The organism is Qingrenia yutianensis (assembly GCF_014385105.1).
Taxonomy (GTDB): domain Bacteria; phylum Bacillota; class Clostridia; order UMGS1810; family UMGS1810; genus Qingrenia; species Qingrenia yutianensis.
On record NZ_JACRTE010000005.1, the window covers coordinates 188339 to 204914 of the forward strand.

General features: G+C 40.0%; 14 protein-coding genes. 3 read left to right on the forward strand and 11 right to left on the reverse strand.

Going from position 1 to position 16576, the window contains the following annotated elements; translation table 11 throughout:
* Nucleotides 1-38: 38 nt before the first annotated feature.
* The 7 genes from H8706_RS06280 to H8706_RS06310 form a co-directional block, all read right to left on the reverse strand.
* Nucleotides 39-1400, reverse strand: a complete 1362-nt coding sequence (locus H8706_RS06280) for a UDP-N-acetylmuramoyl-tripeptide--D-alanyl-D-alanine ligase (RefSeq protein WP_262431932.1) — start codon at nucleotides 1398-1400, stop codon at nucleotides 39-41.
* A gap of 4 nt (nucleotides 1401-1404) precedes the next feature.
* Nucleotides 1405-2859: a UDP-N-acetylmuramoyl-L-alanyl-D-glutamate--2,6-diaminopimelate ligase gene (locus tag H8706_RS06285; RefSeq protein WP_262431933.1), complete on the reverse strand. Its 1455-nt coding sequence runs from the start codon at nucleotides 2857-2859 to the stop codon at nucleotides 1405-1407.
* 27 nt (nucleotides 2860-2886) lie between these two features.
* Nucleotides 2887-5070 (reverse strand): penicillin-binding transpeptidase domain-containing protein, encoded by a 2184-nt coding sequence (locus H8706_RS06290; protein WP_262431934.1) that lies wholly within the window; start codon nucleotides 5068-5070, stop codon nucleotides 2887-2889.
* 129 nt (nucleotides 5071-5199) lie between these two features.
* Complete coding sequence (locus H8706_RS06295; protein WP_262431935.1) at nucleotides 5200-5700, reverse strand: FtsB/FtsL family cell division protein; 501 nt, start codon at nucleotides 5698-5700, stop codon at nucleotides 5200-5202.
* Between the two features lie 33 nt (nucleotides 5701-5733).
* Nucleotides 5734-6666 carry a 16S rRNA (cytosine(1402)-N(4))-methyltransferase RsmH gene (gene rsmH, locus H8706_RS06300; protein WP_262431936.1) on the reverse strand — a complete coding sequence of 311 codons (933 nt, stop codon included), beginning with the start codon at nucleotides 6664-6666 and terminating at the stop codon, nucleotides 5734-5736.
* Between the two features lie 10 nt (nucleotides 6667-6676).
* Nucleotides 6677-7111 carry a division/cell wall cluster transcriptional repressor MraZ gene (mraZ, locus tag H8706_RS06305; RefSeq protein WP_262431937.1) on the reverse strand — a complete coding sequence of 145 codons (435 nt, stop codon included), beginning with the start codon at nucleotides 7109-7111 and terminating at the stop codon, nucleotides 6677-6679.
* A gap of 119 nt (nucleotides 7112-7230) precedes the next feature.
* Nucleotides 7231-7425 (reverse strand): hypothetical protein, encoded by a 195-nt coding sequence (locus H8706_RS06310; RefSeq protein WP_262431938.1) that lies wholly within the window; start codon nucleotides 7423-7425, stop codon nucleotides 7231-7233.
* 543 nt (nucleotides 7426-7968) lie between these two features.
* On the opposite strand from H8706_RS06310, the gene H8706_RS06315 reads away from it, so the two are divergent.
* The 3 genes from H8706_RS06315 to H8706_RS06325 all read left to right on the forward strand — a co-directional run bounded on the left by H8706_RS06315 (nucleotide 7969) and on the right by H8706_RS06325 (nucleotide 10344).
* Nucleotides 7969-8496, forward strand: a complete 528-nt coding sequence (locus H8706_RS06315) for an inorganic diphosphatase (protein ID WP_262431939.1) — start codon at nucleotides 7969-7971, stop codon at nucleotides 8494-8496.
* Between the two features lie 193 nt (nucleotides 8497-8689).
* Nucleotides 8690-9967, forward strand: a complete 1278-nt coding sequence (larA, locus tag H8706_RS06320) for a nickel-dependent lactate racemase (protein ID WP_262431940.1) — start codon at nucleotides 8690-8692, stop codon at nucleotides 9965-9967.
* A gap of 77 nt (nucleotides 9968-10044) precedes the next feature.
* Nucleotides 10045-10344 (forward strand): hypothetical protein, encoded by a 300-nt coding sequence (locus H8706_RS06325; RefSeq protein WP_262431941.1) that lies wholly within the window; start codon nucleotides 10045-10047, stop codon nucleotides 10342-10344.
* Between the two features lie 60 nt (nucleotides 10345-10404).
* On the opposite strand, the gene H8706_RS06330 is transcribed toward H8706_RS06325, so the two are convergent.
* The 4 genes from H8706_RS06330 to H8706_RS06345 form a co-directional block, all read right to left on the reverse strand.
* Nucleotides 10405-11028, reverse strand: coding sequence for a hypothetical protein (locus tag H8706_RS06330; RefSeq protein WP_262431942.1), 624 nt, complete (start codon nucleotides 11026-11028; stop codon nucleotides 10405-10407).
* A 484-nt stretch (nucleotides 11029-11512) separates the two neighbouring features.
* Nucleotides 11513-12913 (reverse strand): hypothetical protein, encoded by a 1401-nt coding sequence (locus H8706_RS06335; protein WP_262431943.1) that lies wholly within the window; start codon nucleotides 12911-12913, stop codon nucleotides 11513-11515.
* Between the two features lie 64 nt (nucleotides 12914-12977).
* Complete coding sequence (locus H8706_RS06340) at nucleotides 12978-15158, reverse strand: AAA family ATPase (RefSeq protein ID WP_262431944.1); 2181 nt, start codon at nucleotides 15156-15158, stop codon at nucleotides 12978-12980.
* A gap of 12 nt (nucleotides 15159-15170) precedes the next feature.
* Nucleotides 15171-16576: AlwI family type II restriction endonuclease (locus H8706_RS06345; RefSeq protein WP_262431945.1), on the reverse strand; the 1406-nt coding region annotated here is incomplete at its 5' end.

The window sequence follows — 16576 nt, forward strand, 5'->3', positions numbered from 1 at the left end:
ATTTATCTATCAAAATACACACCTCTGTTTTATTTACATCATAAGTTTTTTGAAATTTCGTCCATTTTCATACAGTGCGAACCTTTTATCAGCACCGCGTCGCCTTTTTGAAGATTGCCTTTCAAAAACGCGCAGACCTCTGTGTTATTGTCAAACGAATGAACGTTTTTTTCGTCCGCACCGCACTTTTTCGCCTCATCCGCGATAAAGCGTGCCATACTTCCCACCGTCACAAGAATGTCGCATTTTTCTTCTGCAAAATGCGCGCCGACTTCGCGGTGATATTTTTCGCTCATCTCGCCAAGCTCCGCCATATCGCCCAAAACCGCTATTTTTCTGCCGTTTGAAAGGGTTTTTAAAACGTCAATTGCCGACTTTGCCGCTTGGGGTGACGAGTTGTAGCAGTCGTTCAAAATTTTTGCGCCGTTAATGTCAATTATGCTTTGCCGTATGCCGTCGCTTTTGTAATTCAAAAGCCCGTTTCTTATTTCCTCATCGGTCATACCGTACAATTTTCCCACAGCATAGGCGCACAGCGCGTTATACACATTGTGTCTGCCCGGAAGATTTATCTTAAATTTTTCGCCCGAAATTTCAAATTCGGTATGCTCAGGATAAAGTTTTATATTCTCCGCAAGCAAATCGCAGTTTTTATTGTCAATTCCGAAGAAAACAGTGTTAAATTCAAGTTTTCCCGAAAGGGTTTGCAGAAGGTCGTCATCGCCGTTCAAAAAAGCGGTTCCGCCGTTTTTCAGCCCCTCAAAAATTTCGCATTTCGCTTTTAAAATGCCCTCACGGCTTTTCAAAAACTCAATGTGCGACGTGCCGATATTTGTAATAATCGCATTATCGGGACGCGCAATGTTTGTAAGATATGAAATTTCGCCGAAATTGCTCATTCCCATTTCAACAACCGCAATTTCGGTTTTGCTGTTTATCGAAAAAACGGTGAACGGCAAACCGATGTCATTATTGTAGTTTGCCTGTGTTTTAACGGTGTTAAACCGCGCCGAAAGCACCGACGCGACAAATTCTTTTGTGGTGGTTTTGCCCACACTGCCCGTGAGCGCAACAACGCTGACATCAAATTTTTGTCTGTAATATTTTGCAATATCGCCGAGCGCTTTTTTTGTATCGGCAACCTTTATGCCGAATTTATAGCCGTCCAATTTTTCGCCGTTCTGCGTAAGATAACCGATTGCACCGCTTTTTAAAGCGCCGTCAAAAAACGAATGTCCGTCAAATCTTTCGCCTTTGAGCGGAATATAAAGACAGTTTTCGCCCGTTTCACGGCTGTCGGTGCTTATGCTCCGAACGCTTTCGTTTTCGCCGAAAATAAGCGTTCCGCCCGTCGCCCGTACAATTTCCGATACGGAAATCTTTTCTATGTTTCCAAGCATTTATTTATGCCTCCGAATTTATTTTTGCCAAAATATCACGCACAATTTCGCGCTCGTCGTAATGAATTGTTTTATCTTTCAAAATCTGATATGTTTCGTGGCCCTTGCCGGCGAGGATAATAACGTCGTTCGCCTTTGCGTGACGCATTGCGTATTCAATCGCATCAGTACGGTCGCATATTGCAGTAAAATCCGCTTTCACGTCTTTCATACCCTCGAGAATATCTTTCAAAATTGCCTCGGGGTCCTCGGTGCGCGGATTGTCGCTCGTGACAACGCAAAAGTCAGACAAATCTCCTGCTATTTTGCCCATTTTCGGACGTTTTGCACTGTCCCTGTCGCCGCCGCAGCCGAACACGGTGATAACTCTGCCCTTTGCAAAGCCTTTCACTGTTTTAATGATATTTTCCAAGCCGTCGGGTGTGTGCGCATAGTCAATCATAACCGTATAATCGGTCGGAATGTTCACAACCTCCGCTCTGCCCTTTACGCCTTTTGCAAGAACGAGCGCTTTTGCGATGTCCGAAATTCCTATGCCCGTACCCTGGCAGATGCCGATGGCGCAAAGCGCGTTGTAAACCGAAAATCTGCCCGGAATGTCAAGACGTATATTTTCGTTTCCGAACGGTGTATCAACTTCAAAAAGCACACCGCGCTGGTTGTATTTTATATTTTTTGCGCAAATATCGCATTTTTTGTCAATGCCGTATTTCACAATTTTGCAGTCTGCGTTTCCGATTATGGTTTTCACATAATCGTCATCGGCATTAACCACCGCGCGCTCGCACATCGTGAACAATATCGATTTCGCTTTTGCGTATTCGTCCATTGTTTTGTGAAAATCGAGATGGTCCTGCGTAAGATTTGTAAACGCGCCGATATAAAACGGTATGCCGTACACTCTGTCGAGGCAGAGCGAGTGCGACGATACCTCCATAATGCAATATTCCGCCCCCTCCGACACCATATCGGCAAAAAGCTTTTGAAGTTCGAGTGATTCGGGAGTTGTGTGTTCAGTCGGAATTACTTTATTTCCTATCATATTCTGATTTGTGCCGATTAAGCCGACCTTATGCCCCGTAAATTCGAGCACCGACTTTACAAGGTAGGTTGTGGTGGTTTTGCCGTTTGTACCCGTCACACCGATGAGTTTCATTTTTTTTGCAGGCTCGCCGTAATACGTTGCCGCAGCGAGCGACAGCGCGCGCCTTGTATTGTCTACAATGATTTCGCAAGCCTTGATGTTTTCGGTATGCTCCTCGGCGATAACCGCCGCCGCGCCGTTTTTAACCGCCTGCTCAATGTATTTGTGACCGTCGGTTTTGTAGCCTCGTATCGCCACAAAAACGTCGTTTTGCGTAACTTTTCTTGAGTCGTATTCTATTTTGTTGATGCCTATATCGGATTTCCCGTTGATTTTTAAAGGCGTTAAATTTTTAATAAGTTCGGTAAGCTTCAAAATAATTTCACCCTTTCGATGTGTTGTTTAATGTACGTCTTTTGAAAGAACCTCAACGGTAACGACCGTTCCCGTCGAAACTTTTTCGCCTGCCTCGGGCGACTGCGAGCCGACGTACGTTTCGCCGCCGTTTTCGGTAAGTCCCGTAACTTTTACGTTCAGTTTTGCGTTTGTAAGTATTCTGTTTGCCTCGGCGGTCGACTTTCCTATAACGCTCGGAACAACAGCCTCGTTCGCCGAGTTTTCCTCGGTATAGAGCATAACCGTCGATTCTGTCTGAACGATTACACCGCCCTTGGGAGTCTGCGAAATTACGCTTTCGCCGTTTCCGACAATTTTGTAGTAAAGCCCTGCGCCGTCAAATTTTATTTCCGCGTCTTTCACCGAAAGTCCCTCAACGTTCGGAACGGTTGTTTCCGCCTGTGTGAGTTCCTCCGCGGTGTACTGCGGGTCGATATTAAGGTATCTTAAAGTTGCGTCAAAAATTTTCTGGAACGTCGGCGCGGCAATCTGACCGCCCATATAAAGACCGTCCGCAGGGGGTTCGTCAAGCATCACAAGACCGATAATTTCGGGGTTGTTTGCCGGTGCAAATCCCAAAAACGACGCAATATATTTTCTGCTTCCGCGCGGAGTTTTCTCGCTTGTTCCCGTCTTTCCGGCAACTCTCATTCCGCGGATATAAGCGTTTTTCGCAGTACCCTCCGAAACAACGCCCTCCAAAATTTCGCGCACCTTTTTTGCGGTGTCGGCAGAAATTACGTCGCGTATAATTTCGGGTTCAAAGCTTTTTACAACCTTTCCGGTGTCATCCACAAGCTCTTTAACAATGTGCGGACGCACCATTTTTCCGTCGTTTGTAATCGCCGTGAGCGCGGTTACAAGCTGAAGCGGTGTGATGTTAAAGCCCTGTCCGAACGAGCTTGTTGCAAGCTCGGTTTCGTTAAAGCGTTCGTCTGCAAAGAACACACCCTTTGCCTCGCCGGGAAGTTCAAATCCCGTTGTTTCGCGAAATCCGAAACGGTCGAAATATTTTTTAAAGTTTGCGTTTCCGACTCTTGCGCCCACCATCATAAAAACAGGGTTGCACGAGTTTCTTACTCCCTGGACAAACGTTTCAAGTCCGTGTCCCGACGTTTTGTGACACCTGATAGTATGCTTGCCGACCTTGTGATAGCCGGGGCAGTTAAATGTGTCGTTGTCTTTTACAACGTTTTCTTCAATCGCCATTGCCGCAACAAAGGTTTTGAACGTCGAACCGGGTTCGTAGGTGTCGCAAACCGCTTTGTTACGCCACATTTTGTTGCACGCCTCGTTGAAAAACTTGGTTTTTTCTTCGCCCGAAAGCGAATTCATAGTGTCGATATCCGCCTGATTGTTAAGCGTGAACGGTGAATTTAAGTCGTAGTCGGGCTTTGTTGCCATTGCAAGAATTTCGCCCGTTTTTGCGTTCATAACAATACACGCCGCGCCGTTTTTGACGTTGTATTTTTCCACCGCCGCCTCGAGTTCTTTTTCGGCAAAATGCTGGATAACCTCGTCAATGGTAAGCACAACGTTAACGCCGTTCTGTGCGTTTATGTATTTTTCGTATTTATATGGCATATCACTGCCGAGCGCATTTTTTGCCGTTATAATCCTTCCCGGCTCGCCCTTCAAATATTTGTCATACACCATTTCAATGCCGTTTAAGCCCTGATTGTCCGAGCCGACAAATCCGATGACGTGCGATGCAAAATTTCCGTAAGGATAGTATCTTTTGGAGTCCTCGGTAAGATAAATTCCCTTATAGTTTAGCTCGCGTATCTTCTCGGACTGTTCGGGATCTATTTTGCGTTTGAGTATTTCATATGACGATTTTTTTGTGATAACTTTTAAAACGTCCTCTTTTTCCATATCAAGAATTTCCGCAAGGTCTGATGCGACCTTATCGGCATTTTTGCCCTCGGCAATTTCGCGCGGTGTTGCACACACGGTGTCAACCGACGCGCTCTGCGCCAAAGCTTTCATATTTCTGTCGTATATAGTGCCCCTTTTTGAGCTTATAACCTTATCTTTTGTCTGCTGTTCCACAGCCTTTTGCTGTAAGGAACTGCCGTCTACAAACTGCACCCAGCCTATTCTTATCACCAAGGCGAAAAAAACCGCGCAAAATGCAAAAAGAATGAAAACCGAGCGTTTGCCAAGCGTTAATTTTGATTTTTTCGACATTTACATTCCTCTGTTCCCGGCAAAATTTAATTTGTAAAATTTTTACATAATAACACTAAAGGAGTAAAGAACACTTCTTGCGTACGACGTAAGAATTTCCTTTTACTCCTAATTCAGTTTATTGAAATCTTATTGCAAATATTCCAAAACATTGATAACCTTTTGTTTGATAACGCTGAATGTTCCGCCGAGCGTTTTATCGGCCGCGCTGTTTTTCACCTCGGCGTAGTTTTTCTGCGTAACGTCCACATAAACCGTCTGGTACTTGTCGGGACGTTTCATACCGAGTTTTGCGGTAGCTATTTCTTCCACCTTTTTAAGGTCAACTTCCTTTTTAAGCTCGTAATTAAGCTTTGTGTTCGCCGCCTGGAGGGTTGTAAGCTTTTCTTCAAGCTGCTGTGCCTCGGTGGACGATTCAATAATTATAACGTTTCTGTATAAAATAGTGCAGGCAACCGCAAACACAAGAAGAATTGACGCAATGGTTTTAAGTCTGGCTTTTGCGCTTTTTACTGCTCTTGCTTTTTTTGCCTCCTGCTCGTTTATGCGTTTTTTTGTATAGTAATTTTCAATATCGCAGTTATCCAATCTGTATGCCGATGTTCCGCCGGTATAATAATATTTACTCATCTTTTTCTTTTGCACCGCCTTAAAATTTTTACATCATAATTTTTCTATAACACGAAGTTTTGAACTTTTTGAACGCTTGTTCGCCTCGATTTCGGCATCTTCGGGAACAACCGCTTTTCTGGTGATTATTTTTCCCCTCGGCTTTTTTCCGCACACGCACACGGGAAAGTCTTTCGGGCAAACACACCCTTTCGCAAGTGACGCGAAGGTGTTTTTTACAATTCTGTCCTCAAGCGAATGAAAACTTATCACCGCAAGATGTCCGCCGGGTTTTAACACATCGAAAAAGTCGTTCAACGCGCCCTCTAAAATTGCAAGCTCGCCGTTTACCTCAATTCTTATCGCCTGAAACACCCTTTTTGCCGGGTGTGAGCCTTTTTTAACCGTCTTTTGCGGAATACATTTTTTCACAAGTTCGGAAAGTTCAAGTGTCGTTTCAATCGGTTTTTCACCGCGCGTTTTCACAATCTGTGACGCTATTCGCCGTGAAAATTTTTCCTCGCCGTATTCAAAAAATATTTTTGCAAGATTTTCCTCGCTGTAGGTGTTTACAACCTTGTATGCGTCAAGCTCGGACGACAAATCCATACGCATATCCAGCCGTGAGTCCGCAATGTAGCTGAAACCTCTGTCCGCGTTGTCGAGCTGATAGGACGAAACGCCCAAATCGAGCACCGCGCCGTCGATGTTTTCAATGCTGTTTCTTATAAGAATATCTTTAATGTTTTTAAAATTTGTGTTTTCGTAGATAACGTTGGTGAATTTTTCAAGCCGTTTTTTCGCCGCGCATATCGCCTCGGCATCTTGGTCGATACCGATTAAAAGTCCGCTGCCCGACAAACGTTCGAGAATTTTCTCGCTGTGGCCTCCGCCGCCGAGCGTGCCGTCGGCATAAATGCCGTTTTCTTTGATGTTCAGCGCGTCTACCGACTCGTTTAAAAGAACAGAAATGTGTTTAAATTCCAATTTTTTTCACCTAAATTCCCAGCGATTCCATATTTGACGCCACTTCGTCGGGAGAAATGCTTCCGTTGTAGCCGTTCCACTGTTCGCTGTCCCAAATTTCGGCGCGTTCGCCCACACCGATAACCGACACGTCTTTCATAATGCCTGCGTAAGTGCGGAGATTTTGCGGAAGAAGTATTCTTCCCTGCTTGTCAAGCTCGCACTCAACCGCACCCGATAAGAAAAACCTTACAAACTGACGTGCGTTTGTGTTTGAAATGGGCAGTTGTTTGAGTTTTTGCGTAAATGCTTCCCACGCTTCTTTGGGATATACAAAAAGGCAGTTGTCGAGTCCGCGCGTAACCATAAAGCTTTCGCCGAGAAGTTCGCGGAATTTTGACGGAACAATCATTCTTCCTTTTGCGTCAACACTGTGCTGATATTCACCGCTGAAACCGTAAGACATTTACTCACCGCCCTTTCATATTTTTTAGATGAAAACAAAGCCGCAAATTTGTGATTTTTTATAAAATATCTACCACAAAGCGCCACTTTGTCACACTTATCTCCACTTTTAAATAAATTTTAACCCATTTGTAATGAAATTGCAATACTTTTTTTAAAAAAATTTTTTATTTTATGAGATTTTATTAAAAATTTTAATTTTTCCGCCGTTTGAGCATATGTTTGGTATGCCTTTTTGTGCAAATAAAACAAACGGCGCATTTTTGTACGGAAATTTTTTGTCGGAGAAAGGAAAAGTATGGTGATGTTTCCCATCGCCCCCTCGATTTGCGATTTGTAATTTTCAAATTCTCTTATCATATCAAAAACATAAAATTTGTTATTTTACTAATTCGCTCCGCGGGGGCGCTTTTAGAGTAAAAGTGCCGCAAAAGCGCGGGGGTTCCGATTCCCCCGCACCCCTAAACGGCTTGGGGTTTCACCCCAAGACCCCTTGCAACAATCAAATCATTCAAACAACAGATTACCGAATATTTTTCAAACAAAACCCGAAAACAAACCGTTCGCCGAAAATTAACGTTTACAGAACGGGTCAAGGGCAGAGCCCTTGTCGTTTGTGGGGTGTGGGGGAATCGAAACCCCCACGTTTTCCCACCGCTTTTGCGCCAAAAGCGGTGCCTGCGGAGCAACCCAAAAATTACGATAACCTATTTTTGATATGATAAGATAATTTAAAATCGGGATTGCAAAGGCGCCCCTTTGCACAAAATCCCCTCCCTGTCTTGACAAAACGGCGTTTCAATGGTATCATTCAATAGAAACACGGAACTTAAAAATCAAAAGAGGGGCGTGTAAAAAGTGAATATATGGCATGACATCAACAGCGAAAGAATTAAGGCAGAAAACTTTGTTGCGGTAATCGAAATCACCAAGGGAAGCAAAAAGAAATACGAGCTGGACAAAGAAACGGGTTTTTTGATCTTGGACAGAATTTTATACACATCAACGCACTATCCTGCAAACTACGGCTTTATTCCGCGGACACTTGCCGACGACGGCGATCCGCTGGACGTGCTTGTGCTCACCACCGAGGACATTGACCCGCTTGTGCTTGTAAAATGCTATCCCATAGGCGTTATCGTTATGATGGACGGCGGTAAAAAGGACGAAAAAATCATCGCAATCCCCACCGACGACCCGACCTACAACACCTACAAAGACATCGGCGACTTGCCGCCGCATATTTTTGACGAAATGCGCCACTTTTTTGCGACGTACAAACAGCTTGAGGGCAAAACCACTGCGGTTGACGAGGTTCAGGGACGCGAGGCGGCTCTGCAAATCATTTCGGAATGTATAGAAAACTACAATAAAATATTTGCTTAATTTTAAAGTACAAAATGTTGCAAATCTTAAAACACGCTCGGAACACGGGTGTGTTTTTTATGTCAAATTGTTGACTTTTATTTAATATAATGTTAAAATCAGACATAAGAAAGCAATGTAAAATCTGTTTTCGGACGGCAGTTTTTGTCTGTGTCCGAGAAAATCGGTCTTTATAAAAAATGAGGTGTATATAATGAAAGAAATTTCTTTTCCGTACGGCAAGACAAAAATGACATATGCGTTTGACGAAAACGAGCTTGCAGGCGTTTTGGTATCGTCGATACACGACTACGTTCCCGAAAAGGGCGAGGTTGAACTTGTGAAAGATGCGCTTGCAAATCCCGTCGGCTCAAAAAAGCTCTGCGAGCTTGCCGTCGGCAAGAAAAACGTCGTAATTATCGCAAGCGACCACACGCGCCCCGTTCCGAGCAAGGTTATAATGCCTGCTATGCTGGACGAAATCAGAAAAGGCAGTCCCGACGCGGACATCACAATTCTCATTGCGACGGGTTGCCACCGCGGAACGACGAAAGATGAGCTGATAAGCAAATTCGGCGAAGAAATTGTGAAAAACGAGAAAATTTACATACACGACTGCCTTGAAACCGACAAGCTTGTGAACATCGGCACACTGCCGTCGGGCGGTGCGTGCGAGATTAACTCAATCGCGTACAATGCCGACCTTCTGGTTGCGGAAGGATTTATCGAACCCCACTTTTTCGCAGGATTTTCCGGCGGACGAAAGAGCGTTCTTCCGGGAATTGCAAGCCGTACGACAGTTATGGCGAACCACTGTTCGGAGTTTATCGCCGACAAAAACGCGCGCACGGGAATTTTGGAAAACAACCCCATTCACAAAGATATGCTCTGGGCGGCAAAGACGGCAAGGCTTGCGTTTATCGTAAACGTTGTGCTTGACGCGGACAAAAAGGTTATCTATGCGGTTGCCGGCGACAGTGAACAGGCGCACAAAAAAGGCACCGACTTTTTGTCGAAACTGTGCGGTGCAAAGGCGGTTGATGCCGACATTGCAATTTCCACAAACGGCGGTTATCCGCTCGACCAGAACGTTTATCAGGCGGTTAAGGGTATGACCGCCGCGGAGGCTACCGTTAAGGACGGCGGTGTGATAATTATGCTCGCGTCGTCGAGCGACGGCACGGGCGGTGACAATTTTTATCATCAGCTCGCGGACGAGGAGGATATTAAGAAAACCACCGCGCTGTTTTTGAGCAGAGGACGGAACGAAACCGCGCCCGACCAGTGGCAAAGTCAAATTCTTTTGCGCATACTTTCGCGCGCAAGCGTCATTTATATTTCGGAAATGCCCGACAATATGGTAAAAAAAATGCATATGATACCGTCGCACTCACTTGATGGCGCAATGAAAAAGGCAAGGGAAATCCTCGGCAAAACCGATATTAAAATTGCCGCTATCCCCGACGGCGTGTCGGTTATAGTTGAAAAATAAAAGTTTTAAAATATATGAAATCCGCAGGTTGTTGCAAAAATCCTGCGGATTTTTATTATGCATTTGACAATTTTTGTATGACACCGGGTGTAATTATCAACAGAGATACACAAGACTCAACAGAAGAAATCACTACAATAAATCACTTGCTTAATGAAGGCGCGTGCGAATCGTTCAGAATTGCCGGCATTGTTGATTTTGAGCCGAAATCTTTAGACGACAGTTTTCAAATTATAATCAACATTCCCGATTCAAAAGGAAAATACATCAACTACACCTACATAACCGAATACAGTGATGAGCAAAAGAAAATTTTCTTTGATAAAGGAATTGAAAGTTTAGATAACCTCGAATACCGTCTTGCAGCAGAATACTAAACAATTAAACTGAAAAATCACTCCCGAACTATATGTAATTTCGGGAGTGGTTTTTTATTTTTAATATTCTATTTTTTGGTAACCCTCGGGGATTTCAAAATACGACGCGGGAACAGAGGTGTCAATGCTCAAAAATTCGAGATAAATCTTTTTATCGCCCATTTTGGTGATGATATATTTTAAATTTCCGTCTTTATCAAAGCAGTAGTGGCTTTCCTCTCCGTTTGACGAGGTGAATTTTTCGCAGTCATATGTATCGTCGCCGATTTTCTCACGGCACACCTCATATGTCTTGCCCAAAACGTTTTTGGAGTTGAAATCCTCCTGACGCTGTTCGTTTTTGTCGGCATCTTCCGCAACATATGATTTCAAATCGTCCAAAATCCCGTAACTTTTCCCGTCGCGCACAAAAAACGTCTGCTTGCCGTCCGCAGTTTCGTATTGCAGATAGTAATTTTCTCCGTCCACCGCCATTGTACAGGTCATAGACTCACCCGTGCTTTCTTCCCAGCTTTTGAAATCTATAAGATATTTTCCGCCGTCAAAGTATTTTTTGAAAAACGCGCATACCCTGTCGTTTTCGTCCGCCGTTTTCTTCTCGCCAATCTTTCCGCCGGCACCGCAGCCGCATAATATAACCGCAAATACGCAAATATACGCGCAAAGTCTTTTTAATCTTGACATTCTTTCCCCTCCGTCAGCAAAAGGTCTGACTTTATTATATAATATGATAGGGAAAATGTCAAATTAACGTTGAATGTATTTTCGCCCGGGATTGCACAAATGTTAAGAGGCAAATCCACTTTGTAAAAAAATCTTGTCCCTACCTTGAGGGTTTGCAAAATTTTAAATTACAATAAAACCCACATTTTATTGTCAAAAATGCCGTGTTTATGAGGTTTATTTAGCTATGCTATAAAAAAATAGACCTTAAAAACTTTCGTTTCAAGGTCTATTTGGGGTATTAAATTTTTTAAAAATCGTTTTGCCTGGGAACAACAACATTTATTCCCACTCGACTTAGGGGAAGTTAATCAAGATGTTTTTTCTTGATTTTCCGTGATTATATTTCTTGAATTTCACAGTTTTTCGCACCGTGATTTGTTTTGCAAAAGTTTTTGTACTCAAATTGTACTCAACACCACTTCTATTATACCACCCAACATTTCTATTTAACGGTGCTTGCAGATTCTTTTTTGGTTGAATCAATAATTATTAATTTGGGGCATTTTACCTCATTATTCAAATTGTTTTGATGTAACTCCATAATATTTTTTAATCGACCAGGATTTCCCGTATCTATAAATGTATAAAACAGTTTATCTGTACATTCAGCTTCTGCATATCTATTCACTTGTTTTTGATATCCGTGCAAATATTGTGGATTTGACGAAAGTTTAATTTCGCATAGTGATTTATCTCCACCTCTACTTAATTTTATATCTGAAGGTCCATTACCTGCATCTGACTCAAAACTAATATCTAAATTATTTGTTTTAACATACTCTTTGGCAGCAAGGTGAACAAGTCTTTGTACAATTTTTTCTCTTTTGCGAGTTGAAATTGACAATATCTCCTCCCACCCACGATTGTTTTCTACCCAATCTTTAAATATATCTATAATATGCACTGTTGCTTCATCGCTTGTTACTTGGTGCATATCTCTACTGTGCTGCAGGGATCCAAAACCCATATTTTTCAAGCTCTTAAACACCCTGCTAGTAACATACTCTAAATCAGTTTCCCAATCACATTCCGATTCGTGCAAAGTTTCGTAAGTTTCAAGAACCCTAGCACATTTTTCTGATACCTTGAATATATGATCTTTTAAATATCCTTTTTTCTGACTAGACGCATATTTGCGCCATTCTTCTCCAACCATAGAATTAATCTCTCTACGAATAGTTTCATTTTCGGATACAACCCTATCAATGTCATCCCAGTTATGCGCTATTGGCAATTCATGTAATATCTCTTTTGGTATTAGCAGAAGATCACATCTTTTATATGGATTAAAAACCACACCATCTTTAAAAATTTCGTTAGGAAAATTTTCTTGAGTAATACCCAATTCCAAATTAATTCTTTTTGTATAAGCATATATATCTGTTTTAATTATTGTGGCAAACATATCGCTTAATCTATCTGGTCCCACATTATCTTCAAATAAACCTATTAGATGAAAAAACTCTGGTCTTTTAGTCCCTGCCTTAACAATATCAAATGCATCAGAAATGATAATATCTCTAAGTTTATTTCCAAATGCAGCACCATACAATGTTTGTGAAAAACCTAAATTTATGCCGTTGACTTCTGAAAATGCAAACCTCCTTAAAGCCTCTCTGTAAAATCGATCCTTTATTGTTTTTTCTTGTGCTTGATCCAATAAAAGTGCTATTTCCCCAAAATAATTATTTATTTTTTGATATGATTCAGCAAACTCTGGAGTAGTAGCATCTTTCAAGCGAGTAACATTAATAAAATAATGACTATCAGCATCTATCACTGCGTCAAAAACACCACACGAATCAAAATCAACACCAAAGTAATCTGATATTAAGGTTGACATAGTTAAATACCTCCACAATGTAATTATTTAATCATTTCACTTTCAACATCAATTGTGCATTTATTTAAGATTGTTTAATTATGTCTACAAAAGTTAAAATGCTTGTTTTTTCTGCACCTAGTGCTTTTTCAGTAATATCAATGGCTGGTTGGAATATACTCAAATTTCCTTCGAAATGATTAAATTCATTGATAAGTGTTTTTTTAGAAGTCAGCCTAACACGATTCCTTATACTATCGATATCATTTCCCTTAAAAGATTGATTAATTATAGCACCTAGTTGCTGATATTTCTCCGTATCAATACCATACTTGTCAATTAGTGTTTTTTCTACCAATAATCTTAAAAACAAGTATGTGAATGAATGACGAAGTGTTTTATCTAATAACGGGTATTTGTTTGTATCTACAATTGTAACACCATCAACAGTGCGACTTAACAAATCGCCAACATTTATTTTGAAAGAGGCTGGCAACACATTTTTTCCGGCATCACCGAATAATTTAAAGTATATTTCAGATACATCAACGCTCTTTGTCTTGTAACCATGCATAAGCTCGGTGAGTTTTTCGATACTTTCAGTATCATCTATCACAGTAGCATAACCTCTCATAAATGGGATCATTGATATCAAATACATTTCAGGTGATTTTATACTATTGAAAATGGTATGCCTAAAAGTATTTAATAATTCCTGTAAATTAATTAACATACTTTGTTCGTTTTTTGAAAGAGCTATAAAACCATTATTTTCACCCTCGGTATTATTTAACAAATACAGTCTAAATGAATTTTTATATTGACTTTCTAATAATCTCAACAAATCTATATTATGAGTTAAAATTATCCTTGGTTTATTTTCAAGCATTTTCACCATTGCAAAAACAACTTTATTTTTATAGATTGAGTCAAAACTAGAAATTGGGTCATCAAGAACAACAATCTTTTGTGGTGAATTTTTTGCTTTCAAAAATTCAAAACATAGAGAAAGAAAATTTTGTTCGCCCGTACTTAAAGGGAGTTCTTCTCTATCTTTTCCTAAGAACTCTCTTTCTTCAAGTAATATTTTAATATTCTTATTTTCATCTCTTCTTACCGCAATTTTTTTGTCCATACTATTTGACAGAATTTCTTCAATATAGATGAAATCTTCTTCTGTTATATCCGGTTTTTCTGAAATTAATTTTGAATATTCCATATACATTTCTTTTAAAATCACAATATTACTCTGTTTTTTAAAATACCCTGATATAATTGCATTGAAGTAATTACTATATTTTAATATATCTCTCTGTAGATTTTTAATTATATCATAATCACCATATTCTAATGACAATAAGATGTTTTCCCTTATTTTAAATACATCTTCAGATTGAGGCATTTTTAATATACCATCAATAAACCCCTGCATTTGTTTAGTCAAAGAGTCAATAACGGCTTGTCTGTTTTTGGTTTTTTGGTCAATTAGTTCTTCGGAATTAATACCATCAGAATCGCAAACAATGCATTTTGTCTTATTTTTAAAATGGCTCAATATTTCTATAGCGGCACTATTTTCCTCAATTTCTTGTGCATTATGTACTGTAGTGATATCGGGTTCCTCTAGAGCTAATACACTGTGCAACAATGATTTTTTATCAGAATATCCTGCTAAAAAGCACTTAAATTTATCAGCAGAAAAACCATCATCTACACTGGTATTCCCTATGCAGCTCATTGCTTCATTAAAAAATTCTATACTAATTTTAGAACCTTTAGAGTTTTTATTCGCCAAATCCTTTATAACAGTTGATAGTTTATTATTGTTTATTATATTTATCAATGGATTGGTGGTAGTTGATATAGCAAACTTTTCTTTTAATGCAGCTATTGTTTCAGATAATATATTTTTATATAGTTCATCTATCTGTTTTTGTAATTCAAATTCTCTTTTTATGTTATCACCTAAAAGAAAATCTTGTGCGGTTCCAGCAATTATATTTCTATTATTCTGATCATTAATAACATGGAATATGTCTATGCCATTGTCATAATTAGTACCATTATATTCGCAACACATCGCTGTATCGGAATTTCCTGATAACACTTTAGCTAAACTTGTTTTCCCTGTTCCATTAGGACCATAGATTACAGAAATACCCGAATTAGAAAATGAGATAACATTATTTTTTATAAATGTACTAAAATCAGAGGTAAATATTAACCCATTTTCAATTTTATTAAAAGTTAGTTTTGGAAAAGTCATAATTACTCCCCTTTATAATATATTTAATATACATTCAGCATACCACTCATGCGGTTTTAATTCCGACTTATATGCCTTATCAAATAAGCTATACAAATCTCTGTATTTAATATTTTTTGATACAATGGTTTTCAATTCACTTGTTTGCAGAGGTATTATTTTCATACCGTCAACACACTTTTCATAATCATTCGGGTCATAATAAGGCATATTCTTTCTACCTCTAAAATCTGCAATGACATTTATATTCAAGTAATTTGTTACAAATACACAGTATGAATTCATATTACCTGTGCGTATTAAATGCTGCCCCAAATGTCTTGAAACAGGTTCCATTTCCATACGGCGTTGATTTGTACCGTCCGCTAGAGTTGCTTCAAGAAGCAGCGTATGTTCGGGGTAGTATTCTGTGTTTCCATACTCATAAACAATGTCAGCTTCTCCACCTGCTGCGTGTGTTTTAGGCAACAAATCTGCGTCAAGCGACAATTTCATATAATCAAGAATTTTACCGATTCTTTCACTTGTTTTATACCATAAAATTCCCAACACATACTCAAAAATAGTAGGCACATCGGCATTGTCAGTAACCATACTTCTAATCTCGTTATCGTTTCTGTTTTCAAAGCAGTCAAGCAGTGTTAGCAACTTCTCATCGGTAAATTTAGTATCAATAAGATGTTGCAGTCGTTGATAACGATTATCTTCTAATGCCTCATGTGCTGCTTCTATCGTACTTACATTCAACCCAAGTTCTTCATTGATACCATTTATAATCGTATCGTCACTAACAACAAGGCAATCAGCAATTTCCTCAATACTACAATTTTTATAGAGCAATTCCGAAGCAACAAAAGCCTCTGAATACAATTGTTCCATAACAGATTTAAAGAAATATTGTGGAACAATATCTAACTTAACCGTATTATCTTCAAAAAGTACAATATCCGTAGTTTTTATGTAACGTCGGTTTAAGTCAAGATAATCGGAAAGCGTAGCCTTAGCCTTAAACAAATGCATTATCTTGAAAAAAGCTTTTTTAAACTCGATTTCATCGCTAATACCGCTAAATATTGTATTATTCAAATGTTCTGCCGGGAATTTGTTGATTGCGGTTTCCGATGTGGTGTCAAACAAGTAACTACGCCACCATTTCCCAATTTTTATATCTTTAGTTGCGGAATAAACCGATGATAAGCAATCAATATCATCTTTGACAAAGACATTGTATAACGCATTGTACAAGTTATAATATGGCTTATCGTATTGACGGCTTTTTCGATTCAATCCCACTTCACATTGCCGTCTTCCCAGATTTGATGGACAGAAAAAAGTGTGATATAATGAAATGGACGCAAACAAATTCAAAATCACAGGAGGAATTTTTATGTCAATCAAAAAAGGAACAATGCCACCTC

Bases quoted from the DNA above. Each gene is read 5' to 3' on its own strand.
- H8706_RS06280 (WP_262431932.1), bottom strand. From the start codon at position 1,400: ATGCTTGGAAACATAGAAAAGATTTCCGTATCGGAAATTGTACGGGCG.
- H8706_RS06290 (WP_262431934.1), bottom strand. From the start codon at position 5,070: ATGTCGAAAAAATCAAAATTAACGCTTGGCAAACGCTCGGTTTTCATT.
- H8706_RS06295 (WP_262431935.1), bottom strand. From the start codon at position 5,700: ATGAGTAAATATTATTATACCGGCGGAACATCGGCATACAGATTGGAT.
- mraZ (WP_262431937.1), bottom strand. From the start codon at position 7,111: ATGTCTTACGGTTTCAGCGGTGAATATCAGCACAGTGTTGACGCAAAA.
- H8706_RS06310 (WP_262431938.1), bottom strand. From the start codon at position 7,425: ATGGGAAACATCACCATACTTTTCCTTTCTCCGACAAAAAATTTCCGT.
- larA (WP_262431940.1), top strand. From the start codon at position 8,690: ATGAAAGAAATTTCTTTTCCGTACGGCAAGACAAAAATGACATATGCG.
- H8706_RS06325 (WP_262431941.1), top strand. From the start codon at position 10,045: ATGACACCGGGTGTAATTATCAACAGAGATACACAAGACTCAACAGAA.
- H8706_RS06330 (WP_262431942.1), bottom strand. From the start codon at position 11,028: ATGTCAAGATTAAAAAGACTTTGCGCGTATATTTGCGTATTTGCGGTT.
- H8706_RS06335 (WP_262431943.1), bottom strand. From the start codon at position 12,913: ATGTCAACCTTAATATCAGATTACTTTGGTGTTGATTTTGATTCGTGT.
- H8706_RS06340 (WP_262431944.1), bottom strand. From the start codon at position 15,158: ATGACTTTTCCAAAACTAACTTTTAATAAAATTGAAAATGGGTTAATA.